Annotated in this window: 17 protein-coding genes; 6 read left to right on the top strand and 11 right to left on the bottom strand. The window is 46.0% G+C overall.

Annotated features, from left to right (window positions below; genetic code table 11):
* Positions 1-324: 324 nt before the first annotated feature.
* The 4 genes from J7I80_RS00595 to J7I80_RS00610 all read right to left on the bottom strand — a co-directional run bounded on the left by J7I80_RS00595 (position 325) and on the right by J7I80_RS00610 (position 6,029).
* The gene (locus J7I80_RS00595) at positions 325-1,455 is read right to left on the bottom strand and encodes an acyl-CoA dehydrogenase (protein ID WP_214735497.1); all 1,131 of its coding nucleotides are present in this window, start codon (positions 1,453-1,455) and stop codon (positions 325-327) included.
* Between the two features lie 60 nt (positions 1,456-1,515).
* Positions 1,516-2,367, bottom strand: a complete 852-nt coding sequence (locus tag J7I80_RS00600) for a 3-hydroxybutyryl-CoA dehydrogenase (protein ID WP_214735498.1) — start codon at positions 2,365-2,367, stop codon at positions 1,516-1,518.
* 67 nt (positions 2,368-2,434) lie between these two features.
* Positions 2,435-3,622 (bottom strand): acetyl-CoA C-acetyltransferase, encoded by a 1,188-nt coding sequence (locus J7I80_RS00605; RefSeq protein ID WP_214735499.1) that lies wholly within the window; start codon positions 3,620-3,622, stop codon positions 2,435-2,437.
* Between the two features lie 295 nt (positions 3,623-3,917).
* Positions 3,918-6,029, bottom strand: coding sequence for a (Fe-S)-binding protein (locus tag J7I80_RS00610; RefSeq protein WP_192471925.1), 2,112 nt, complete (start codon positions 6,027-6,029; stop codon positions 3,918-3,920).
* 250 nt (positions 6,030-6,279) lie between these two features.
* Between J7I80_RS00610 and J7I80_RS00615 the strand changes: the two genes are divergently transcribed.
* The 4 genes from J7I80_RS00615 (at position 6,280) to J7I80_RS00630 (ending at position 9,644) form a co-directional block, all read left to right on the top strand.
* Positions 6,280-6,636, top strand: coding sequence for a hypothetical protein (locus J7I80_RS00615; RefSeq protein ID WP_214735500.1), 357 nt, complete (start codon positions 6,280-6,282; stop codon positions 6,634-6,636).
* Positions 6,527-7,714 carry a cardiolipin synthase gene (cls, locus tag J7I80_RS00620; protein ID WP_214735501.1) on the top strand — a complete coding sequence of 396 codons (1,188 nt, stop codon included), beginning with the start codon at positions 6,527-6,529 and terminating at the stop codon, positions 7,712-7,714. Before J7I80_RS00615 ends, cls begins: the two co-directional genes overlap by 110 nt.
* Before the next feature lie 35 nt (positions 7,715-7,749).
* Positions 7,750-8,706, top strand: coding sequence for a UV DNA damage repair endonuclease UvsE (uvsE, locus tag J7I80_RS00625; RefSeq protein ID WP_214735502.1), 957 nt, complete (start codon positions 7,750-7,752; stop codon positions 8,704-8,706).
* 536 nt (positions 8,707-9,242) lie between these two features.
* Complete coding sequence (locus J7I80_RS00630; RefSeq protein ID WP_214735503.1) at positions 9,243-9,644, top strand: hypothetical protein; 402 nt, start codon at positions 9,243-9,245, stop codon at positions 9,642-9,644.
* A gap of 41 nt (positions 9,645-9,685) precedes the next feature.
* On the opposite strand, the gene argS is transcribed toward J7I80_RS00630, so the two are convergent.
* Positions 9,686-11,356, bottom strand: coding sequence for an arginine--tRNA ligase (gene argS / locus J7I80_RS00635; RefSeq protein ID WP_214735504.1), 1,671 nt, complete (start codon positions 11,354-11,356; stop codon positions 9,686-9,688).
* The gene (locus J7I80_RS00640; RefSeq protein WP_214735505.1) at positions 11,353-11,796 is read right to left on the bottom strand and encodes a YwiB family protein; all 444 of its coding nucleotides are present in this window, start codon (positions 11,794-11,796) and stop codon (positions 11,353-11,355) included. Before J7I80_RS00640 ends, argS begins: the two co-directional genes overlap by 4 nt.
* A gap of 226 nt (positions 11,797-12,022) precedes the next feature.
* On the opposite strand from J7I80_RS00640, the gene J7I80_RS00645 reads away from it, so the two are divergent.
* Positions 12,023-12,175 carry a DUF1540 domain-containing protein gene (locus tag J7I80_RS00645; RefSeq protein WP_192471932.1) on the top strand — a complete coding sequence of 51 codons (153 nt, stop codon included), beginning with the start codon at positions 12,023-12,025 and terminating at the stop codon, positions 12,173-12,175.
* Between the two features lie 400 nt (positions 12,176-12,575).
* Here J7I80_RS00645 and J7I80_RS00650 read toward each other — a convergent pair whose 3' ends face one another.
* From J7I80_RS00650 to speE, 3 genes are all read right to left on the bottom strand, one after another.
* Entirely contained in the window at positions 12,576-13,895 is a 1,320-nt protein-coding gene (locus tag J7I80_RS00650; RefSeq protein ID WP_214735506.1) for a short-chain fatty acid transporter, read from the bottom strand.
* A gap of 160 nt (positions 13,896-14,055) precedes the next feature.
* Positions 14,056-14,928, bottom strand: coding sequence for an agmatinase (gene speB / locus J7I80_RS00655; RefSeq protein WP_214735513.1), 873 nt, complete (start codon positions 14,926-14,928; stop codon positions 14,056-14,058).
* Between the two features lie 81 nt (positions 14,929-15,009).
* Positions 15,010-15,837, bottom strand: coding sequence for a spermidine synthase (gene speE / locus J7I80_RS00660; RefSeq protein ID WP_214735507.1), 828 nt, complete (start codon positions 15,835-15,837; stop codon positions 15,010-15,012).
* A 271-nt stretch (positions 15,838-16,108) separates the two neighbouring features.
* Between speE and J7I80_RS00665 the strand changes: the two genes are divergently transcribed.
* The gene (locus J7I80_RS00665; RefSeq protein WP_214735508.1) at positions 16,109-18,172 is read left to right on the top strand and encodes a transglycosylase domain-containing protein; all 2,064 of its coding nucleotides are present in this window, start codon (positions 16,109-16,111) and stop codon (positions 18,170-18,172) included.
* Positions 18,173-18,416: 244 nt separating this feature from the next.
* On the opposite strand, the gene J7I80_RS00670 is transcribed toward J7I80_RS00665, so the two are convergent.
* Together J7I80_RS00670 and J7I80_RS00675 are read right to left on the bottom strand one after the other, a co-directional pair.
* Positions 18,417-18,932 (bottom strand): YwhD family protein, encoded by a 516-nt coding sequence (locus J7I80_RS00670; protein WP_214735509.1) that lies wholly within the window; start codon positions 18,930-18,932, stop codon positions 18,417-18,419.
* A 23-nt stretch (positions 18,933-18,955) separates the two neighbouring features.
* On the bottom strand, positions 18,956-19,543 hold the full coding sequence (locus J7I80_RS00675; protein WP_214735514.1) for a site-2 protease family protein: 588 nt from the start codon (positions 19,541-19,543) through the stop codon (positions 18,956-18,958).
* Between the last annotated feature and the right edge of the window lie 174 nt (positions 19,544-19,717).

The following is a 19,717-nucleotide window of genomic DNA, read 5'->3' on the forward strand; positions in this document are numbered from 1 at the left end:
ACGATTCCGAGCTTTTCTTGATAGCTTTTCTGGTTCCACTGCCAAACCTGTCACGATTCCGGGCTTTTCTTGACAGCTTTTCTGGTTCCACTGCCAAACCTGTCACGATTCCGGGCTTTTCTTGACAGCTTTTCTGGTTCCACTGCCAAACCTGTCATAATTCCGAGCTTTTCTTGACAGCTTTTCTGGTTCCACTGCCAAACCTGTCACGATTCCGGGCTTTTCTTGACAGCTTTTCTGGTTCCACTGCCAAATCTGTCACGATTCCGGGCTTTTCTTGACAGCTTTTCTGGTTCCACTGCCAAACCTGTCATAATACCAGCCTTACAACTGCTTACTAATAACAATCTTCTGAATCTCACTCGTGCCTTCGTAGATCTCGGTTACTTTGGCATCGCGGAAGTAGCGTTCAACCGGATAATCCTTCGTGTAGCCGTAGCCGCCGAATACCTGGATGGCTTCTGTGGTGACCTCGACTGCTGTGCGTGATGTGAACAGCTTCGCCATGGATGCTTCGATTCCGCATTTTTGGCCTTCAGAGCGTAACTGGGCAGCGCGATAGATTAATAGTTTTGCAGCTTCGACCGATGTTGCCATGTCTGCAAGCTTGAAGCCGACACCTTGCTGGGCAGCGATTGGCTTGCCGAACTGGACTCTTTCTTTTGCATAGTCAGTCGCTGCTTCCAATGCAGCTTCGGCAATACCAAGGGCCTGTGCGGCAATTCCGATTCGCCCGGAATCCAGGTTACTCATCGCGATTTTGAACCCTTCGCCTTCCTGGCCAAGCAAGTTTTCTGCCGGCACCTTCATGTCTTCAAATGTAAGCTGGACTGTGCGTGAGCCGTAAAGGCCCATTTTGTGCTCATCCTTGCCGACGATGAAGCCTGGTGTGTCTTTTTCAACGATAAAAGCGGAAACACCTTTAGTTCCTGCCTCCGGATTAGTAGAAGCGAAAACAATGTAGACATCTGCTTCGCCGCCGTTTGTGATGAACACCTTCGAGCCGTTCAACACATAGTGTCCATCTTTCTTGACGGCCCGCGTTTTCAAACTTGCAGCATCTGACCCGGCACTTGGTTCAGTCAGACAGAATGCACCGAGATATTCGCCTGCAGCAAGCTTAGGCACATATTTCTTCTTTTGTTCTTCCGTACCAAAATACAAGATCGGATTTGTTCCGACGGATGTATGGACGGACAGGATGACGCCGACCGTGGCGCTGACCTTTGAGATTTCATGGATTGCGATGATGTATGAGATGAAATCCATCTCCGATCCGCCATACTCTTCTGGCACCGGGATTCCCATCAAGCCAAGCTCGCCCATCTTTCTTAAAATCTCTCTCGGGAACTCGCCCTCTTCCATTTTTTCAACGAATGGAGCGATTTCGGTTTGCGCGAAATCCCTAACCATTTTGCGCATCATTTCCTGCTCTTCTGTAAATCTCAGATTCATGTTTTCACCCTCCAAACGTCCAGACAGTGGTATGTATGGACGTATTTGTCGCCAAAATATTTACTCGTAAGTGTAGAAACCGCGGCCTGATTTTTTACCTAACCAGCCTGCTTTTACATATTTCCTTAACAACGGACAAGGGCGGTATTTGTCATCGCCAAAGCCTTCGTGAAGTGTTTCCATGATGTAGAGGCAAGTATCAAGGCCAATGAAGTCTGCAAGCGTCAGCGGTCCCATTGGATGGTTCATGCCAAGCTTCATGACTTCGTCGATCGCTTCCTTCGTCGCTACACCCTCGTATAATGTGTAGATCGCTTCATTGATCATCGGCATCAGGATGCGGTTGGACACGAAGCCAGGGAAGTCATTCACTTCAACAGGTACCTTTTCCAATGTTTTGGTGATGTCTTCGATTGTTTGATAGACCTCATCAGCAGTCGCCAGCCCGCGGATGATCTCAACGAGCTTCATTACCGGCACCGGATTCATGAAGTGCATGCCGATGACTTTTTCGGGACGCTTTGTCGCTGCAGCGATTTCCGTGATTGGCAACGATGATGTATTGGAAGCAAGGATTGCGTGTTCAGGTGCAATTTCATCCAGCTGGGCAAAGATTTTCGCCTTGATATCCATGTTCTCGACAGCAGCCTCGATCACAAGATCCGTCTTTCCTGCATCCTGCAGGTCGGTTGAAGCTGTAATTCTACCAACAATCTCGTCCAGCTGTTCAGCTGTCATCCGGCCTTTGTCTACCTGACGGTTAAGGTTTTTCTTGATGCCGGCAAGTCCTCGTTCAACAAATTCTGGCTTCAGGTCATTCAAAAACACACTGTATCCCGCCTGCGCACACACCTGGGCGATGCCTGAGCCCATTTGTCCTGCACCGATTACCATAATTGTTTTCACACTCATCCAATCTCCTCCTAAAATAGTCTTATCGATGGAGAGCAACTCTCACCTTGCCCTCCCATCCATTTCATTATTGCTTCGGAACCTCAATCATCACTGCGTCTCCCTGGCCTCCGCCCGAGCAGATCGCCGCAATGCCGACCCCGCCTCCGCGTCGCTTCAGTTCATGCATCAAAGTAAGGATGATGCGTGCCCCACTGGCTCCGATAGGGTGGCCAAGGGCAACCGCACCGCCGTTCACATTCACCTTTTCAGGATCAAGGTTTGCAATACGTCCGCTTGTCAATGCGACTGCAGCAAAAGCTTCGTTGATTTCAAAAAGATCAATTTCCTCAAGTGACTTGCCTGTTTTCTTCAACAGTTCGTTGATGACGATTCCGGGTGTCTTCGGGAAGTCCTTCGCTTCTGTTGCGATGGCTGCATGCCCAAGGATAACTGCCTGTGGTGTCCTGCCTTCACGCTGTGCGCGCTCTTCACTCATCAGCACGAGGGCCGCCGCACCGTCGTTAACACCAGGTGCGTTACCAGCAGTAATCGTGCCGTCTGAGTTAAAAACCGGACCAAGCTTCGCTAGCTTTTCAACTGATGTATCCTTTCTTGGTGATTCATCATGCTGAACCAAAATCGGGTCGCCCTTTCGCTGTGGCACTTCAACAGGAACGATCTCCTCAGCAAGCTTGCCTGATTCTATTGCTTCAATCGCCTTCTGGTGGCTGCGATATGACCACTCATCCTGTTCCTCGCGGCTGATTTCATATTCTTTCGCTACTTCATTTCCGTAAGTGCCCATGTGGACTCCCTTGAAGCTGCAAGTCAATCCATCATGGATCATCAAATCCTTGACCTGGCCGTCGCCCATCCTGAATCCCCAGCGTGCTTTCGGAAGGATATAAGGCGCGTTGCTCATTGACTCCATTCCGCCGGCAACGATGACTTCTTCGTCTCCCGCGCGGATGATCTGGTCACCCATAGTCAGGCTGCGCATGCCTGATGCACAAACCTTATTGATTGTTTCCGTTTTTACTTCCCATGGGATTCCCGCTTCTCTAGCGGCCTGGCGTGATGGCAGCTGTCCCTGGCCTCCCTGCAGCACTGTGCCAAGAATGACCTCGCCGACTTCCTCAGGCTTTATTTCCGCTCGTGACAGGGCCTCTTTTACGGCAATTCCTCCTAATTGACTGGCTGAAAAACCGCTTAATGCTCCGCCAAGCTTGCCAAACGGTGTTCTTGCACCTGCTAAAATGACTGTCTTTCCCATTGTCATCTCTCCCTTTCAATCTATTAATTTTTGAAAATGAAAAATAAATCTTGTTGCCAGCGTCTTTGAGTGACTGAACGCTCGCTCGAAACTGGGCCAAAAAAATATGTCTGATGCTTTTTTCATGAGGTTGGATCGTGGTGACTGATTGAAGTTAAATGTAAGCGCTTTATCATATTATTCATTTTACTTTAAAAATAGTAGAAATTGAAACACTTTGCTAAAAATTCTGTCTTATGTCGAATTTTTACTGTGAGTCAACTTCTACTATTCATGTTTTAAGTATTAAATTGTATTAAGATACAAGCGGTTTGATTTCTCCAAAAACGGATTTTTCAAGTAGTTCTGCTACGTCTAATGTATCGACGTTTTCTTCTACTTCTTTTGCTTTCGTTCCATCGGATAGCATTGTCAGGCAGTATGGGCATCCGGAACTGATGACGGATGGGTTCACTGCAAGGGCCTGTTCTGTACGGGATACATTGATTCTGTGTCCTGTTTCTTCTTCCATCCACATCAAGCCGCCGCCTGCGCCACAGCACATTGCCGTATCGCGGTTGCGTTCCATTTCCTTTAGATCCACTCCCGGAATCGCTTTGAGGATATCACGCGGTGCGTCATATACTTCGTTATAGCGGCCAAGGTAGCAGGAATCATGGAAAGTGATTGTTTCGTTCACTGCATGCTTCGGAACCAGCTTTCCTTCTTTCACTAATTGCGCCAGAAGCTCGGTGTGATGGTAAACCTCGCCTTCAAAGCCGAAATCAGGATATTCATTCTTAAAGATATTGTATGCGTGAGGGTCGATCGTGACGATCTTCTTCACTTCATTTTTCTCGAATTCTTCAATGTTCTTCGTCGCAAGCTCCTGGAATAGGAACTCGTTGCCTAGGCGGCGTGGTGTATCGCCAGAGTTCTTTTCCTTGTTGCCAAGGATCGCGAACTTGACGCCTGCTTCGTTCAATAGCTTAGCGAACGAAAGGGCGATCTTCTGGCTGCGGTTATCAAATGAACCCATCGCGCCAACCCAGAATAAGTATTCGAATTCTTCGTCTGCCTTTTTCATTTCTTTTACCGTAGGAATGACAACATCGTCGCGAAGCTCACGCCAGTTTTCCTTTTCCTTGCGGTTCAAGCCCCATGGGTTGCCCTGGCGCTCGATATTCGTCATCGCACGCTGTGCGTCAGCATCCATCTTACCTTCAGTCAAAACAAGGTAACGGCGGAGGTCGATGATTTTGTCAACGTGCTCGTTCATAACCGGACACTGGTCTTCACAGTTACGGCAAGTTGTACAAGCCCAGATTTCTTCTTCTGTGATGACATCGCCGATCATGCTCGGGCTGTATGCAAGGCCTGCTGCAGCTTCATTTGCACCCTGGCCGGCAGCCGCCAAAGCGAGCTGGTTGCCCTTTGTGTTAGAGAAAGCAAATGTCGGCACCCAAGGCTGTTTTGAAGTGACAGCCGCACCCGTAAGTGTCAGATGGTCACGCAGCTTGACAATCAAATCCATTGGCGACAGCATTTTTCCAGTGCCTGTTGCCGGACACATATTCGTACAGCGTCCACATTCAACACAAGCATAAAAGTCGATCATCTGTTCATAATTGAAATCAGTGATTTTACCTGCACCGAATGTTTCCTGAGTTTCATCTTCAAAATCGATCTTTGTAATTTTTCCAGGTGAATCAACCCTTGTTAAATAAACATTGGCCGGTCCGGCAATCAAGTGAGCATGCTTGGACTGCGGTACGTACACTAGGAACGCAAGCAGGAATAACAAGTGAATCCACCATGCGATATAGAAAATCGTGATGGCAGCTGCCTCAGGAATTCCGCTGAATGCTGCCGCAATCAGAGATGCGACTGGTTCAGTCCAAGTTCCTTCATGGCCATGCCAGATCATGCTCATTCCGTTTCCGAGCAATACAGAAAGCATTAGTCCGCCAATGAACAGAAGTACAAGTCCATTTTTAAAGCCGCGCTTCAGACGGACAAGCTTTTCTACATATCGGCGGTAAAAAGCCCATACAACCGCTACTAGAATCGTAAGCGTAACGAGTTCCTGAAAAAACGTGAAACCTGGATATAAAGGGCCTAAAGGCAAATGCGAGCCAGGCTTGATTCCTTTCCAGATAAAATCAATTGCCCCAAACTGGACAAGGAGGAATCCATAAAAAAACATAACGTGGATCGCACCGCTTTTCTTGTCCTTTAATAGCCTTTTCTGGCCAAATACATGGACAAGGATTCTTCTCCAGCGATCCTTGATATCATCATCAAACTCTGATTTTTTGCCGAGCTTGATGTACTCGATTCTCGTCTTTACCACGTATACAAACAAGCTGACGGCGTAAGCGGTTACAAGTAAGAACGCGATAAGATTAATCCATAGCAGACCGTTCATAAAAATCATTTACCCCTTTCGATGCTGATTTTTGGATGGAAAATTTTTAACCAAACAAATTTTCTGAATATACCTTTAACTACATTATATAATGAATGAGCATTCAGTCAACTCATTTCCTTTCATTTCTGAAAATTGTTTACATTTCCTCTTTTACAGGAACTTAACATATATGAAGCGATTTCGGCAAAAATAATATGAAAAGCGGAAGCGCCTTGGTCAGCCCCGACAAGCGGTGGAGGGCCGACCGGTGAAGTCGTTCTTTGACTTCATTGGGCGGACCGAAACTGAAATGTATAGCCGACTGTCCAGAAACGCAGAAACTGGAGACTCCGGTAAAGAAGCGCTTTTTGCTTCTGCCGGCGGAGTTGAAGTTTCGGAGTCTCTAGGAGGCGACACTGGACAGGCGTCTCGAGGGGCTAGGCGCTGCAGCTGGACACTTTTCGAAGTGAGCCAGGGTATGCTTATTAATTTACTTTTAAGGGAGCCGGATTGCTATGGATTTTGGATGGATTTTAATCGCGATAATAGCTGGGCTGTTCCTATGGGTCTATGCAGACTTCATGCTTGGCAGGAAAAAGCATCTGGCAAGTGCCAAAACGAATAAGCTGCCTGTCCGGGAGAGTAACCTAGCCATTTTTGCCGAAGGCCCTAAATTGTTCGACGACCTTTTTTCTGAATTAAAGAACGCAAAGCAGCACATTCATATTTTGTTTTACATCGTCCAGGATGATAAAATCAGCCAGGAATTTCTCTCCATTTTAAAACAAAAAGTTAAGGACGGGGTCGAGGTGCGCCTTATGGTCGATTGGGTGGGCAACGGACTGAAGCGCAAGACGATCAAATCGCTGAAGGCTGCCGGCGTGGAATTCGCTTATTCCCAAATGCCTAAATTGCCGTTCTTATTTTACTCATCCCAGGTGCGGAACCACAGGAAAATCACCGTTATTGACGGAAAGATCGCCTATCTCGGCGGCTTCAATATTGGCAAGGAATATAACAATCAGGATCCAAAGCTGTCGCCATGGCGCGATTATCACTTGAAAATGACCGGGGAAGGCGTTACCGATCTGCAATCGGAGTTCCTTGAAGATTGGCGTGCAGCTGCAAAAGTCAACTTGCTGCAAAACAAAGCCTATTTCCCCGCCCTCGAAAAAGGCACAATCCGTCAGCAGCTTGTTCCAACTGAAGGCATCCTGCTTGAGGAAATGATGTCAGACCTGATCAGCAATGCAAAGACTTCGATTTTTATTGGGACACCGTACTTCATCCCGAGCAAAAGGGTATTTAACTTATTGCGGGATGCAATCAAAAGAGGTGTTTCAGTGACGGTTCTTGTCCCGCTCGTTTCCGACCATGCCTTTGTTAAAGAAGCTTCCTACCCTTATCTGAGGACTCTGATCCGGGATGGTGCCCAAGTCTATCAGTTCTTAAATGGCTTTTATCATTCAAAGGCCCTGCTCGTGGATGATACGGTTTGTGACATTGGCACCGCTAATTTTGATAAAAGAAGCATGTTCTTAAATTATGAATTGAACTGCCTGATTTATGATGTTGATTTTATAAAAAAAATAAAGCTAATCCTGACAGAGGATATCCTGAACTCAAGGAAGGCCGCTTTGGATGACTTCAACCGTTCCTTGCTGAAGGAAAAAGCCGCAAGTACCATTTCCTATTTTTTGTGATAACCCGGACAGCTTGACAATAAAGGAGTGTCACTATGATTATTCGGTTGGGCTATGTATCCACCGCCATCAGCCTGTGGGATGCATCTCCATCCAAGGCACTTACATTCTCCCGGTATGGACAGCTGCCTGAAGACGAACGGCATGAAAAGCTGCTTTCCGTAACCTATCAGAACTTGGTGAACACAGAACGAATGATTCATTACAATATCGCCCACGATATACCTTTGTATCGTTTCTCGAGCTCGATTGCGCCGCTGGCGACTCACCCGGAGGTCAAGTGGGATTATGTTACGCCGTTCCGCGACAAATGGCTCGAAATCGGTGCATTGGTGAAAAAGCATGGAATCCGGACAAGCTTCCACCCAAATCAATACACGCTGTTCACTTCTCCGAGGGAGGAAGTGACGGCTAATGCAATCATCGATATGGAATATCATTATGGCATGCTTGAAGCGATGGGACTGGAAACCGAAGCGCTCATCAACATCCATATTGGCGGGGCATACGGTAACAAAGAAGAAACGATATTGCGCTTCCATGAAAACTTCGCCAAACTGCCAGAGCATATCAAAAAAATCACCACGCTTGAAAATGATGATAAAACGTACAATGCAGAAGAAACACTCACTGCCTGTTTGAAAGAAGACGTCCCCTTCATGTTTGATTATCACCACCACATGGCGAATCTTTGTGAGGAGTCTTTGGAAAAACTGCTTCCCGATGGCTTCGCAACCTGGGAACGGACTGGTTTGAAACCTAAAATCCATATTTCTTCCCCTAAAACGGAAAAAGCGTATAGATCGCACGCGGATTCCGTTGACCCTGAATTCATTCTGCCATTGATCAATATCCTCCGTGGCATCGGCCAGGATGTTGATTTCATGATTGAAGCGAAGGAGAAGGATAAAGCAGCTTTAAAGCTGGTCGAAGATTTGGCCAGTATCCGCGGCGTGAAACGGATTGGCGGAGCTGTGTTGGAGTGGAAATGATAAAATAAGCGTCTTGAGGTGTTCCAGGACAGCAGGTTTGTCCTTGATTTCTCAAACAGCTCGATTCGGGTAACAGGGTGGCGATGGGTTGAGTCTCATTTTGCCCTCTCCAGCCTGACAATCCGGTCGATTTGCTCTATTTCGCATATATGCATACTTCTGAACTCCTTTACACCTCGAATAAGGCCGCTTGTAACAGTGTTTTTCCTTAACATTAAGAAGAAATTGTCCTTGTTATATCCAGAAGCACCCCAGGAAACAAAGCTTATATTCAACGTGCTAGCCGCTCCGCACCCCACAGAAATGACGATTATCATAATGATTGATACGACTGATCTCCTAATCCAGCACTCATTAACGCATGCATCCCACATAAAATGCCGAATTCTTCAATGATTTTACTTTTATTACCTTCCTTTTTTCGTGACCCTTTCATCAATTCTAAGCATCTTTAAAAAATGCACGTATTTATATAAGCTTTTTAAGCATAAAAATGGTAATATCAGGTTAACTATAAGCCAGGGGGAATTTACAACTTGAAAAAGAAGAGTGAAGCCGAGAAACCCTTACCTTCATTCCGTGAAAGAGTGCATGAACTCTTGATTAATTTAGCTTATGTAGGGCCAATTGCAGTGATTAGCTTTGCCATCGGATGGGCTAGAGGCGGAGGAGTAAGTGGATGGGATGCTCCATTCCTTACAGCCATTACTATTTTAGATGACCTGCTTATTAGCGGAGTCTATTTATTATTGGGAATTATAAGTTTAAAAACACTGTGGTTTTTACAGAAAGAGTGGAGAGCAGGCAGAAGTTACTTAATAATCCATTTTAGATATAGCTTCGTATTCGAAGTTATTTTCTGTGTCATTCTACTTGGTGGGGCAGGATCTTTTTTCATGATCATTGCTCTGTCACGAATATATCTCCTCATATTTTAAAAAAGCATAAGCCCATGTTGGACTTATGCTTTTTCTTATTCCTACATCTTCTCCGGAGCCGAAACCCCAATCAACTCAAGTGCATTCTTTAGAGTGATCTGCGCTGTCTTGATCAGCGACAGGCGTGCCACTGTTCTTTCTTTATTCTCCAGATCCAATACCTTCTCAGCATTGTAGAAGCTGTGGAATACGGATGCGAGTTCAAAAATGTAGTTGGAGATTCGATGCGGCATGCGCTTCTGGGCTGCTTCGGCAACGGCCAGCGGGAATTCGCCCAGCTTTTTCAGCAGGTCGATTTCCTTCTCGGACTGGATATGCTTGAAATCTGCCTCGATGTCGAAGATCAACCCTTGTTCTGCAGCAGAACGCAGAATGCTGTTGATACGGGCATGCGCATACTGTGCGTAGAAAACTGGGTTTTCATTGGACTGGGATACGGCCAAGTCAAGGTCGAAGTCCATATGAGTGTCCGCGCTTCTCATTGCGAAGAAGTAACGAACTGCGTCCAGACCTACTTCATCAATCAGGTCACGCATCGTGACAGCTTTACCAGTACGCTTGCTCATCTTCATCTTCTCGCCATTTTTATAAAGATGGACAAGCTGGATGATTTCAACTTCAAGCGCCTCACGTCCATAGCCAAGCGCCTCGATCGCTGCCTTCATACGAGGGATATAACCGTGGTGGTCGGCTCCCCAGATGTTGATCAGCTTTTCAAAACCGCGCTCGAGCTTGTCCTTATGGTAAGCTATGTCCGGAAGCAAATACGTATAAGAGCCATCCTGCTTGATCAGCACGCGGTCCTTGTCATCGCCAAGCTCTGATGAACGGAACCATGTCGCGCCATCCTCTTCATAGATATGGCCATTTTCACGCAATGCATCAAGTGCCACGTCAATTTTCCCATTTTGATATAGAGAAGTTTCTGAGTACCAAACATCGAATCTGACACGGAAATTCTCAAGGTCCAGCTTCAACTTTTCCATTTCATATTTCAATCCGTACTCACGGAAAGCATCGAAGCGCTCTTGATCTGGAACATTCACATACTTATCGCCGAACTCTTCAGCGAGCATGTGCCCGATCCCGATGATATCAGCGCCATGATAGCCATCCTCAGGCATCGGCTTGTCCATGCCTAGAGCCTGGAAATACCGTGCCTCAACAGACAGTGCCAGGTTATTGATCTGATTGCCTGCATCATTGATATAATACTCGCGGGAAACATCGTATCCAGCCTTAGCAAGCACATTGCACAGTGAATCACCTACCGCTGCGCCGCGCGCATGGCCAAGGTGAAGGTCGCCAGTCGGGTTGGCAGAAACGAACTCGATCTGGACCTTCTGCCCATTTCCTACCTTCGATTCACCATAGTTGTCTCCTGCTTCCAGGATTGCCGGAATCAAGTCTGTCAAATAGCTGTTATCCATGTAAAAGTTGATGAAGCCAGGTCCGGCAATTTCAATTTTCTCGATGGATGCCTTGTTTTTATCGAAGTTCTCGATCAGCTGCTCCGCAATCTGACGTGGTGCCTTTTTCGCCACGCGCGCAAGCTGCATCGCCATATTCGTGGAATAATCCCCGTGTGCTTTTTCCTTAGGCGTCTCTAAAATAACGGCCGGAATCTGGGCTTCCTCAGCTAGTCCAGCTTTGATGATTGCCTGCTTGATTTCTTCCTTCAGCTTCAATTGAACCTGTTCAACTATATTCATTTGCCTTCCTCCTTATAATTGATCGTCAAATGGTATGTACCTGAACTCGCGCCCTGTATGGCCATATCATACAGCAAGTCCACATGGCCCTCCTGCTTTGTCTCGTTAAAATCAGTATCGAGCCGCTTCGTGAGCGCCGAGGTCTCGAGAAGACCATATTGGGTCTTATAGTTCCCCGGAGTTTTTTTATTCAGCAGAAAATGAAGCCTCATCTTGATCGCGCCGCTGCGCAAAATCAGCACTTCGTCCCCTGATATTTTAACCGTCGTATGGACATCTCCTTCCTCCATCACTTCATCATATTGGAGGTAAGAGCTGTTCGCCTTTGTATAGTATCGGCCAAAAGTAGTCAATTCAAAAGTTTCCTTCTCTTTGCCACTGTAAATTGCCGTTTTTACCGTCACTTTGACAGGAATCTGATCAGCGGGTTTACTAGACACCGTTAACACGCCCTTTTCTAATCCAGCATCAGCACTTTGCACTTCTGGCCAAATAGCTGATGCTTTTCTATCTTCATTATAACTTTATAAGTATAAATATTCTCCTTTGAAAGTGCAAGGTTCGCAGGGATTTGCATGTTATTTTAGCTGGTAAAATCAGTCTATAGGATTAGCCCGACACCAAAGCGGGTATTGATTATCAAAACCTTTTAAGGAGGTGGCATACATGAAAATCGAAGTTAAATGCGAAGTAGAAAACTGCAAATATTGGGCTGAAGGCGATCAATGTGTTGCCGATTCCATCCTTGTAGTAGCGAATACCGGAAAACAGGCACTGAATGAACGTGAAACCATTTGTGATACATTCGAAAAGATGTAATAAACCGAACTGGACGGCAAATGCTGTCCAGTTTTTTGATGATGATTTGTTTAAAGACTTGATTTTTCCTCGAAAAACCATCTTACTTCCGCAAATGCCGTTACGCTTCTACCCGTTTTTTTATTTCAACTTAAGAATTCACGAAAATCCGTAGTTTTTTTCACAAGTAAGGGGGGGAATTACACAAAAAAGGACCTTAATTCCCCCAACTCTTATCGATTTTTTCTTCTCAGCCAGATGATTCCGCGAAAGTCATAGGTTTTTCCGCGAAAACAGGATGGAATTCCGCGAAATTCCACATTAATTCCGCGAATTTCAGGCATAATTCCGCGAACTGGAAATTATCAACGATTTTTTCCAGTAAAAAAGGAGAAGCAATCAGCTCCTCCTACTCTTCTATTTAGAAAAATAGCATTCCAACCGAGATGATAACCCCGGAAACAACTAGCATCAGTACACAATATCCCATGATATCTTTTGCCTTCAAGCCGGCAATCGCCAGTGCAGGCAGTGCCCAGAATGGCTGGATCAGGTTGGTCCACGCGTCGCCCCAGGCAACCGCCATTGCCGTTTTCGGGATAGATACTCCCAGTGTCTGGGCTGCTTCAAGCATGACAGGTGCCTGTACCGCCCACTGTCCACCGCCAGATGGAACGAAGAAGTTTACCACACCTGCACTCAGGAAGGTGAAGAATGGGAAGGTGAATTCATTTGAAATCGACACAAAGCCCTCTGACATGACTGCTGCCAGGCCAGACGCTGTCATCATTCCCATGATCCCCGCGTAAAAAGGGAATTGAATGATGATACCGCTCGCTCCTTTTACCGCGTTGACGACCGCCTCAAGGAAACGCTTTGGCGTGCCATGGAACAGAATCCCAAGGAATAGGAACAAGAAATTGACGATATCAAGATTCAATTTAAATCCGTTTGTTGCAAAATAGTAAAATAGAAAAACAAGGCCAAGAATACCAATCAACAAAGAAATGATTTTGCTGTTTTCCAGTTTTTCCGCAGGTGTCATCGCTCCCTGCTCAATTGTTGCTGCCTGAACATCCGCTTCAAGCAGTACAGGGTCGACTGTCACCGTTTGATCCTTTGACGGCATCATCAGGCGGTTAACCACTGGCAATACGAGAAGCATAATTAAGATAATCAGCAGATTGAAGCCGGCAAAAATGGTCTGATCTGTCGGGATAATACCAATCAAATCCTGCGAGAAGTGTCCTTCCGTCGCAATCGTCAGCGGAATTGACCCGGAAATCCCTCCATGCCAGACGATGAACCCACCGTAAGCGCTTGCAATCAACAGCCTATAGTCCACATTTTGAACCCTTTTCGCCAACTCTTTCGCGAAAAGTGCACCAATGACCAAACCGAAGCCCCAGTTGATCAAGCTTGCAATCATCGAGACGACTGTAACAATGACAATCGCCTGCCCTGGCGTTTTTGCCAGCGAAGCAAGTGAGCCAAGACCCTTTTTAAAAATATTGCTGCTTGCGAGAACATGACCTGTCACAAGGACAAGCACCATCTGCATCGAGAACGTCAGCAAGCTCCAGAAGCCGCCACCCCAGTGCTGGGCCATCTGATACGGACCGCTGTCGGTAAAAATAAGGCCTAATCCAAATACAACAAAAGTTAAAATGATGACAAAAAGAAACGGATCAGGCAAATACCGCTGCATGATGCGGTTGAAAAAAGAAACCAATGTTTTCATCCTTTTTACCTCCTTTTTAGTGATTACTTACATAATCACTATATTTTCTATATTATTCTGAATTTCCCTTCCTATGAAAGTAACTATTAGTAATAGGTCACTATTTTTTCACAAAATAAAAACCGCTCCCTTTTAAAAAGAGAGCGGCTGATATGATTTATTATTTTACAAACCCTAGCAGCATTTCACGAATGATCTTGCTTGCAGTATTTGCGGTCATTTCGGATGTATCATAGATTGGCGCGACTTCGACAAGGTCAGCTCCAACAACGTTCACACCGGAGTTTGCGATTGCATGGATTGATGCAAGCAGCTCCTTGGAAGTGATTCCGCCAGCGTCAACTGTTCCTGTTCCAGGTGCATGTGCAGGATCAAGGACGTCAATGTCGATCGTTACATATACCGGGCGGCCAGCAAGCGTCGGCAATACTTCCTTTAATGGCTCAAGGACTTCAAACTTGGAAATATGCATGCCTACTTCCTTTGCCCACTCGAATTCTTCCTTCATGCCAGAACGGATACCGAATGAGTAGACATTTTTCGGGCCAATGTGCTCAGCAATCTTGCGGATTGGCGTTGAGTGCGACAATGGTTCACCTTCATAATGTTCGCGAAGGTCCGTATGCGCATCAAAGTGGATGATGGCAAGGTCTTCATATTTTTTCGCGACTGCCTTCATGACTGGCCATGATACCAGATGCTCACCGCCCATGCCAAGTGGAAATTTGTCTTCAGCCAAAAGCTTGTCCACGTATTCCTCAATCAAATCAAGACTTTTCTGGGCATTGCCGAATGGCAGCGGAATATCTCCTGCATCGAAATAGTTCAGATCAGCCATCTCGCGGTCAAGATAAGGGCTGTACTCTTCAAGGCCGATCGATACCTCGCGGATACGGGTCGGGCCAAAGCGTGAACCAGGACGGTAGCTGACAGTCCAGTCCATTGGCATACCATAAAGGACCGCCTTGCTTTCCTGATAGTTTGAATGGCTGCCGATAAAAACATTGCCAGAATAGGCTTCATCAAAACGCATATTAAGCACCTCTTTTTCAATATAATTTTTCACAATAAAACGGCCCCCGGAATCACCGGGAAGCCTAAAAAAATGTCTTAGTTATTTTACAAGGTCGCCAACGAATTTTGGCAATACGAAAGCGGCTTTGTGAAGTTCTTTCGTGTAGTACTTTGTTTCGATGTCGTGGAAGCGTTCTTCGCTCACTTCAAGCGGGTCATGCTTCTTTGATCCAAGTGTGAATGCCCACATTCCGCTTGGGTATGTTGGGATGTTCGCGATGTAAAGGCGTGTGATTGGGAAGATCTCCTTTACATCCTTCTGGACATTGCGGATAAGGTCAGCCTTGAACCATGGGTTGTCAGACTGTGCCACGAAAATACCGTCTTCCTTCAATGCTTTTGAAATTCCAGCATAGAAGCCTTTTGTGAACAGGTTTACAGCCGGTCCAACTGGTTCAGTAGAGTCAACCATGATGACATCGTACTGGTTGTCGCTTTCAGCGATATGCATGAAGCCGTCGCCAACCTGGACATCAACGCGCGGGTCATCAAGCTTGCCTGCGATTTCAGGCAAGTATTTCTTAGAATACTCGATTACCTTTCCATCGATATCAACAAGAGTTGCTTTTTTCACGCTAGGGTGCTTTAGCACTTCACGGATTACGCCGCCATCGCCGCCACCTACAACTAGTACATGCTCAGGATTTGGGTGAGTGAATAATGGAATATGCGCAACCATTTCGTGGTAAACGAACTCATCTTTAACAGAAGTCATTACCATGTCATCAAGAAGAAGCATATTGCCCCACTCTTCTGTTTCTACCATATCAAGCTTCTGGAATTCTGTCTGTTCTGTATGTAACGTCTTGTTCACTTTCATTGTGATACCAAAGTTCTCTGTCTGCTTTTCTGTAAACCAAAGACCCATTTTTCTTCCTTCCTTTCGGCAAAAAAATTTCCGTTATGATGCGGCGAATTTCAGGTGACGGACTGCTGAACTGTCCAAATATATATTGTGCAAGCATGACGCTTTCATATTATTTTTTATGTTTCCCCAACATCACAAATACAAACATCAGAAAAAGTATAGTTGAATCTAGCAAAAATGCAAGCAAAATTTAATTAACTTTGATTCTATGTTTAAAACCTGCTGTTTTTTTTCATACTGATATTATCTATCTTTTTGAGGGGGAAGCAGCATGGAGCTGATGACAGACCAGCGGTTTCGCAAGACAATTAAATATTTGCGTGCTTTGATCTTTTTCGGGCTTGCGGGGCTTGCCTTGGTAACAATCATCTATTTTTCCCTGATTGGCTACGCGAAGCTTCAGGGACCGCCTCCCCTGGCTGTGCCGCAATCGACTTTGTTTTTTTCAGATGATGGAACGGTGATTGGCGAGAGTCACTCCGGCCAGAAGCGCTATTGGGTGGCGCTCAAGGATATTTCTCCCCATTTGATTAATGCAACGGTTTCTATAGAGGATAAAACCTTTTTTACCCATAATGGGTTTGATTATAAGCGGATTGCCGGTGCTGCGCTTGCTGACATAAAGGCAATGGCCAAGGTCCAGGGTGCGAGCACGATTACCCAGCAGTATGCAAGGAACCTTTACCTTGAACATGACAAGACGTGGAAGCGGAAAGCGACAGAAGCGCTATATACTTTGCGGCTGGAAATGAATTATTCCAAAGACGAGATCCTGGAAGGCTATTTGAATACGATTTATTATGGCAATGGTGCGTACGGTGTCCAGGCAGCGAGCCATTATTATTTTGGCAAGGACGCGAAGGATTTATCCCTGGCGGAAGCTTCCATGCTGGCGGGAATCCCGAAAGGTCCCAGCATTTACTCTCCTTTCGCCTCTATTGAAAAAGCAAAGCAGCGGCAGCGCACCATTATAAGTACGATGAAGACAAACGGCTATATCACTGAACTTGCCGCTCAAAAAGCGAGCATTGAAAAACTGAAGCTTGTCGGAGAGCACCAGCATTCCCGGATTGGAGCGGCGCCATACTTCCAGGACGCTGTCCAGAATGCGCTCAAGAATTCATTGAATTTTGATGACCGGACCATTTCGCTCGGCGGATTAAGAGTTTATACGACCCTTAATCTTGATCAGCAGGAAATCGCGGAAAAGTCGATGGATAAAATGATTGCTTCCGATTCAGAAATCCAGGCAGGGTTTGTGGCGATGAATCCGAAAAATGGACATGTGGTTGCGCTTATCGGCGGCAGGAATTATGAAGAGAGCCCGTTCAACCGGGCTGTACAGGCCGTCAGGCAGCCAGGGTCGACCATGAAGCCGATTCTGTATTATGCGGCCCTTGAAAATGGCTTCACTCCTTCTTCCACAATGAAAAGCCAGCTGACGACGTTCATGTTCGATGATGGACGCTCAGAGTATACGCCGCATAATTTTAACAATAAATATGCTGAAGATGATATTACGATGGCACAGGCTTTGGCATTGTCGGATAATGTTTACGCCGTGAAAACCCATCTGTTCCTGGGAGAGGAAACTCTCGTGGAAACAGCGAAGCGTTTTGGAATCAAGACGGACATGGACAAGGTTCCATCACTTGCCCTCGGCACATCCGGTGTAAGGGTGATTGATATGGCCAATGCCTACAGTATTCTGGCGAACGGCGGCAAGAAAGTGGAACCTGTGCTGATCAAGAAGGTTGAAAACCATAAAGGCGAAGTGATATACGAGTACAAGACTGAGAGAGAAGAGGTTTTGAAGCCGGAACTCGCCTCGGTGATGACCCATATGCTGACAGGCATTTTTGATAAAAAATTGAATGGCTATTCTTCCGTAACAGGAAGCACGCTGATTAAAAAGATGACAAGACCGTACGCAGCCAAGTCTGGAACGACCGAAACAGACAGCTGGATGATTGGCTATACCCCTCAGCTCGTATCCGCCGTATGGACAGGTTACGATAAAGGAAAGCCAATTGAACTGACAGTGGAGAAATCCTATGCGAAGAATATCTGGATGGATTTTATGGAAAAAGCACTGGATAATGAGCCTGCGAAAAAATTCAAGGCAGCAAAAGGGACTGTAGCCGTCTATGTTGATCCAGCAAATGGCATGCTCGCCTCTGACGGATGCCCGGTAAAAAGGCTGACATTATTTGCTGCAGGAACAGAACCTACTGAATACTGTACAGATCATTTGGATCACGAAGAACATAAGGAAGAAAAACCTATGAAGGAAAAGGAAAAGAAGCCTTGGTACAAGCGGATTTTCGGACTATAGAGGATCCTCCTATAACATAATGTGTCAACAACAATTATCTCACTATAATAAGGAAAACCTTTGCGTCATAGCCAAAAGAAAAACCCCGGAAGCAAGCCTCCGGGGTTTTTCTCGTCCTAGCATAAAATGTGTTTTACGCTGATATCAGTTTACTTTTTTTATTGCATTTGAGCAAGCCAGATATTGTCACTTGCTAAGAAGTGTCACAATTTAGACAAATTATTAGGAAAATTATCCAGATATATTAATTGGCCAGTAAGTCATTTTTCAGCTTTTCTTCAGACCGTTCCCACATTCCTGAATCATGTTTTTTCAGGAAGTCAGATAGGATGTGTTTTGATTTTTCATCCATATGATCCACGATGATGTGGCGCTTGATTGACTTATCAAGACGGTTCACATGCTCCGGCAGCGACTTATAGCCGCGGCGGATTTCGCGGTTGACGGTCATTTCGCAGGCAGTGACACCAGCGTAATAAGGACCTTCTTCCTTCCTGTCAATTGTTACCCAGACAACCCAGTAGGGCTTTGCATCAGGCACTTCATTTCGGTCAGGAAGAAACTTAATTCCTTTCTCGACATCACTGCGCGCATGCATGGCACCTACTTCTACAGCTGCCTCTCCTGCATCGACATCAATGATGACTGGCGAGACATTATCAAGTGTGAGAACACCTTTCCCAAAACCCTTATGGCCATCCATCGGGTCATTTTTGATGATATTGAAGCCAATATTCTTCTTGCCCTTTTTTTCTTCCATGTTGGAAACCTCCTTAAAATGAATCAGAAAAATAGATTGTATATTCCATCCGTTACAGCCGGAATTAAATAATAGAAAATCGGCTGAATTGTATATTGATCGAGCGGCGTGATGACCAGGATCAAGAAAATGATCGAGCCGTACGCTTCATACTGGGTCATTTTTGCCCGGATATCCGCTGGTGCCAGATCCTCGATGATCCGGTAGCCATCAAGCGGCGGGAACGGCAATAAATTGAAGACGAAAAGCATCGCATTCAGCCCGATGAAGATATTGAGGAAATTCAGGAAAAATTCCGGAACCCCAGGTGCCAGCCCAAGCATGACAAATATGTACCAGATGGCAAATGCCAGGAAGACCAGAATAAGATTGCTGACTGGCCCGGCAACAGACACAAGCACTCCGGCAAGCTTCGGATTTTTGAACATGAAACGATTAACCGGTACCGGTCTTGCCCAGCCGAACCCAGCAATGAATATCAAGATGGTTCCCAGCGGATCCAAGTGCTTGATCGGGTTCAGCGTCAACCGCCCCTGTCTCTGGGCAGTCGGGTCGCCAAACTTATACGCCACCCAGGCGTGCGCGAACTCATGGACCGCAAAAGCGATCATCAGCGCCGCTGCTACAAACGGAATTTCCTCTAACGAATAGGGTAAGCTCACATTCTATTCCCCTTTTTTGTCTTTTCTTTGTCCAGCTCCAGCGCCTAGCCCCTCAAGGTCGCTTCGGTCTGCCCAATGAAGTCAAAGAACGACTTCACCGGTCAGCCCTCCAGCGCTTGTCGG

Source organism: Bacillus sp. ISL-41 (assembly GCF_018613235.1).
In the GTDB taxonomy this organism is placed as follows: domain Bacteria; phylum Bacillota; class Bacilli; order Bacillales; family Cytobacillaceae; genus Mesobacillus.

Coding starts and splice junctions, on each gene's coding strand:
- argS (WP_214735504.1), bottom strand. CDS start 11,356: ATGAATATAGTTGAACAGGTTCAATTGAAGCTGAAGGAAGAAATCAAG.
- J7I80_RS00600 (WP_214735498.1), bottom strand. CDS start 2,367: ATGAGTGTGAAAACAATTATGGTAATCGGTGCAGGACAAATGGGCTCA.
- J7I80_RS00645 (WP_192471932.1), top strand. CDS start 12,023: ATGAAAATCGAAGTTAAATGCGAAGTAGAAAACTGCAAATATTGGGCT.
- J7I80_RS00610 (WP_192471925.1), bottom strand. CDS start 6,029: ATGAACGGTCTGCTATGGATTAATCTTATCGCGTTCTTACTTGTAACC.
- speE (WP_214735507.1), bottom strand. CDS start 15,837: ATGGGTCTTTGGTTTACAGAAAAGCAGACAGAGAACTTTGGTATCACA.
- uvsE (WP_214735502.1), top strand. CDS start 7,750: ATGATTATTCGGTTGGGCTATGTATCCACCGCCATCAGCCTGTGGGAT.
- speB (WP_214735513.1), bottom strand. CDS start 14,928: ATGCGTTTTGATGAAGCCTATTCTGGCAATGTTTTTATCGGCAGCCAT.
- J7I80_RS00665 (WP_214735508.1), top strand. CDS start 16,109: ATGGAGCTGATGACAGACCAGCGGTTTCGCAAGACAATTAAATATTTG.
- J7I80_RS00670 (WP_214735509.1), bottom strand. CDS start 18,932: ATGGAAGAAAAAAAGGGCAAGAAGAATATTGGCTTCAATATCATCAAA.
- cls (WP_214735501.1), top strand. CDS start 6,527: ATGGATTTTGGATGGATTTTAATCGCGATAATAGCTGGGCTGTTCCTA.
- J7I80_RS00650 (WP_214735506.1), bottom strand. CDS start 13,895: ATGAAAACATTGGTTTCTTTTTTCAACCGCATCATGCAGCGGTATTTG.
- J7I80_RS00675 (WP_214735514.1), bottom strand. CDS start 19,543: ATGATCGCTTTTGCGGTCCATGAGTTCGCGCACGCCTGGGTGGCGTAT.
- J7I80_RS00605 (WP_214735499.1), bottom strand. CDS start 3,622: ATGGGAAAGACAGTCATTTTAGCAGGTGCAAGAACACCGTTTGGCAAG.
- J7I80_RS00595 (WP_214735497.1), bottom strand. CDS start 1,455: ATGAATCTGAGATTTACAGAAGAGCAGGAAATGATGCGCAAAATGGTT.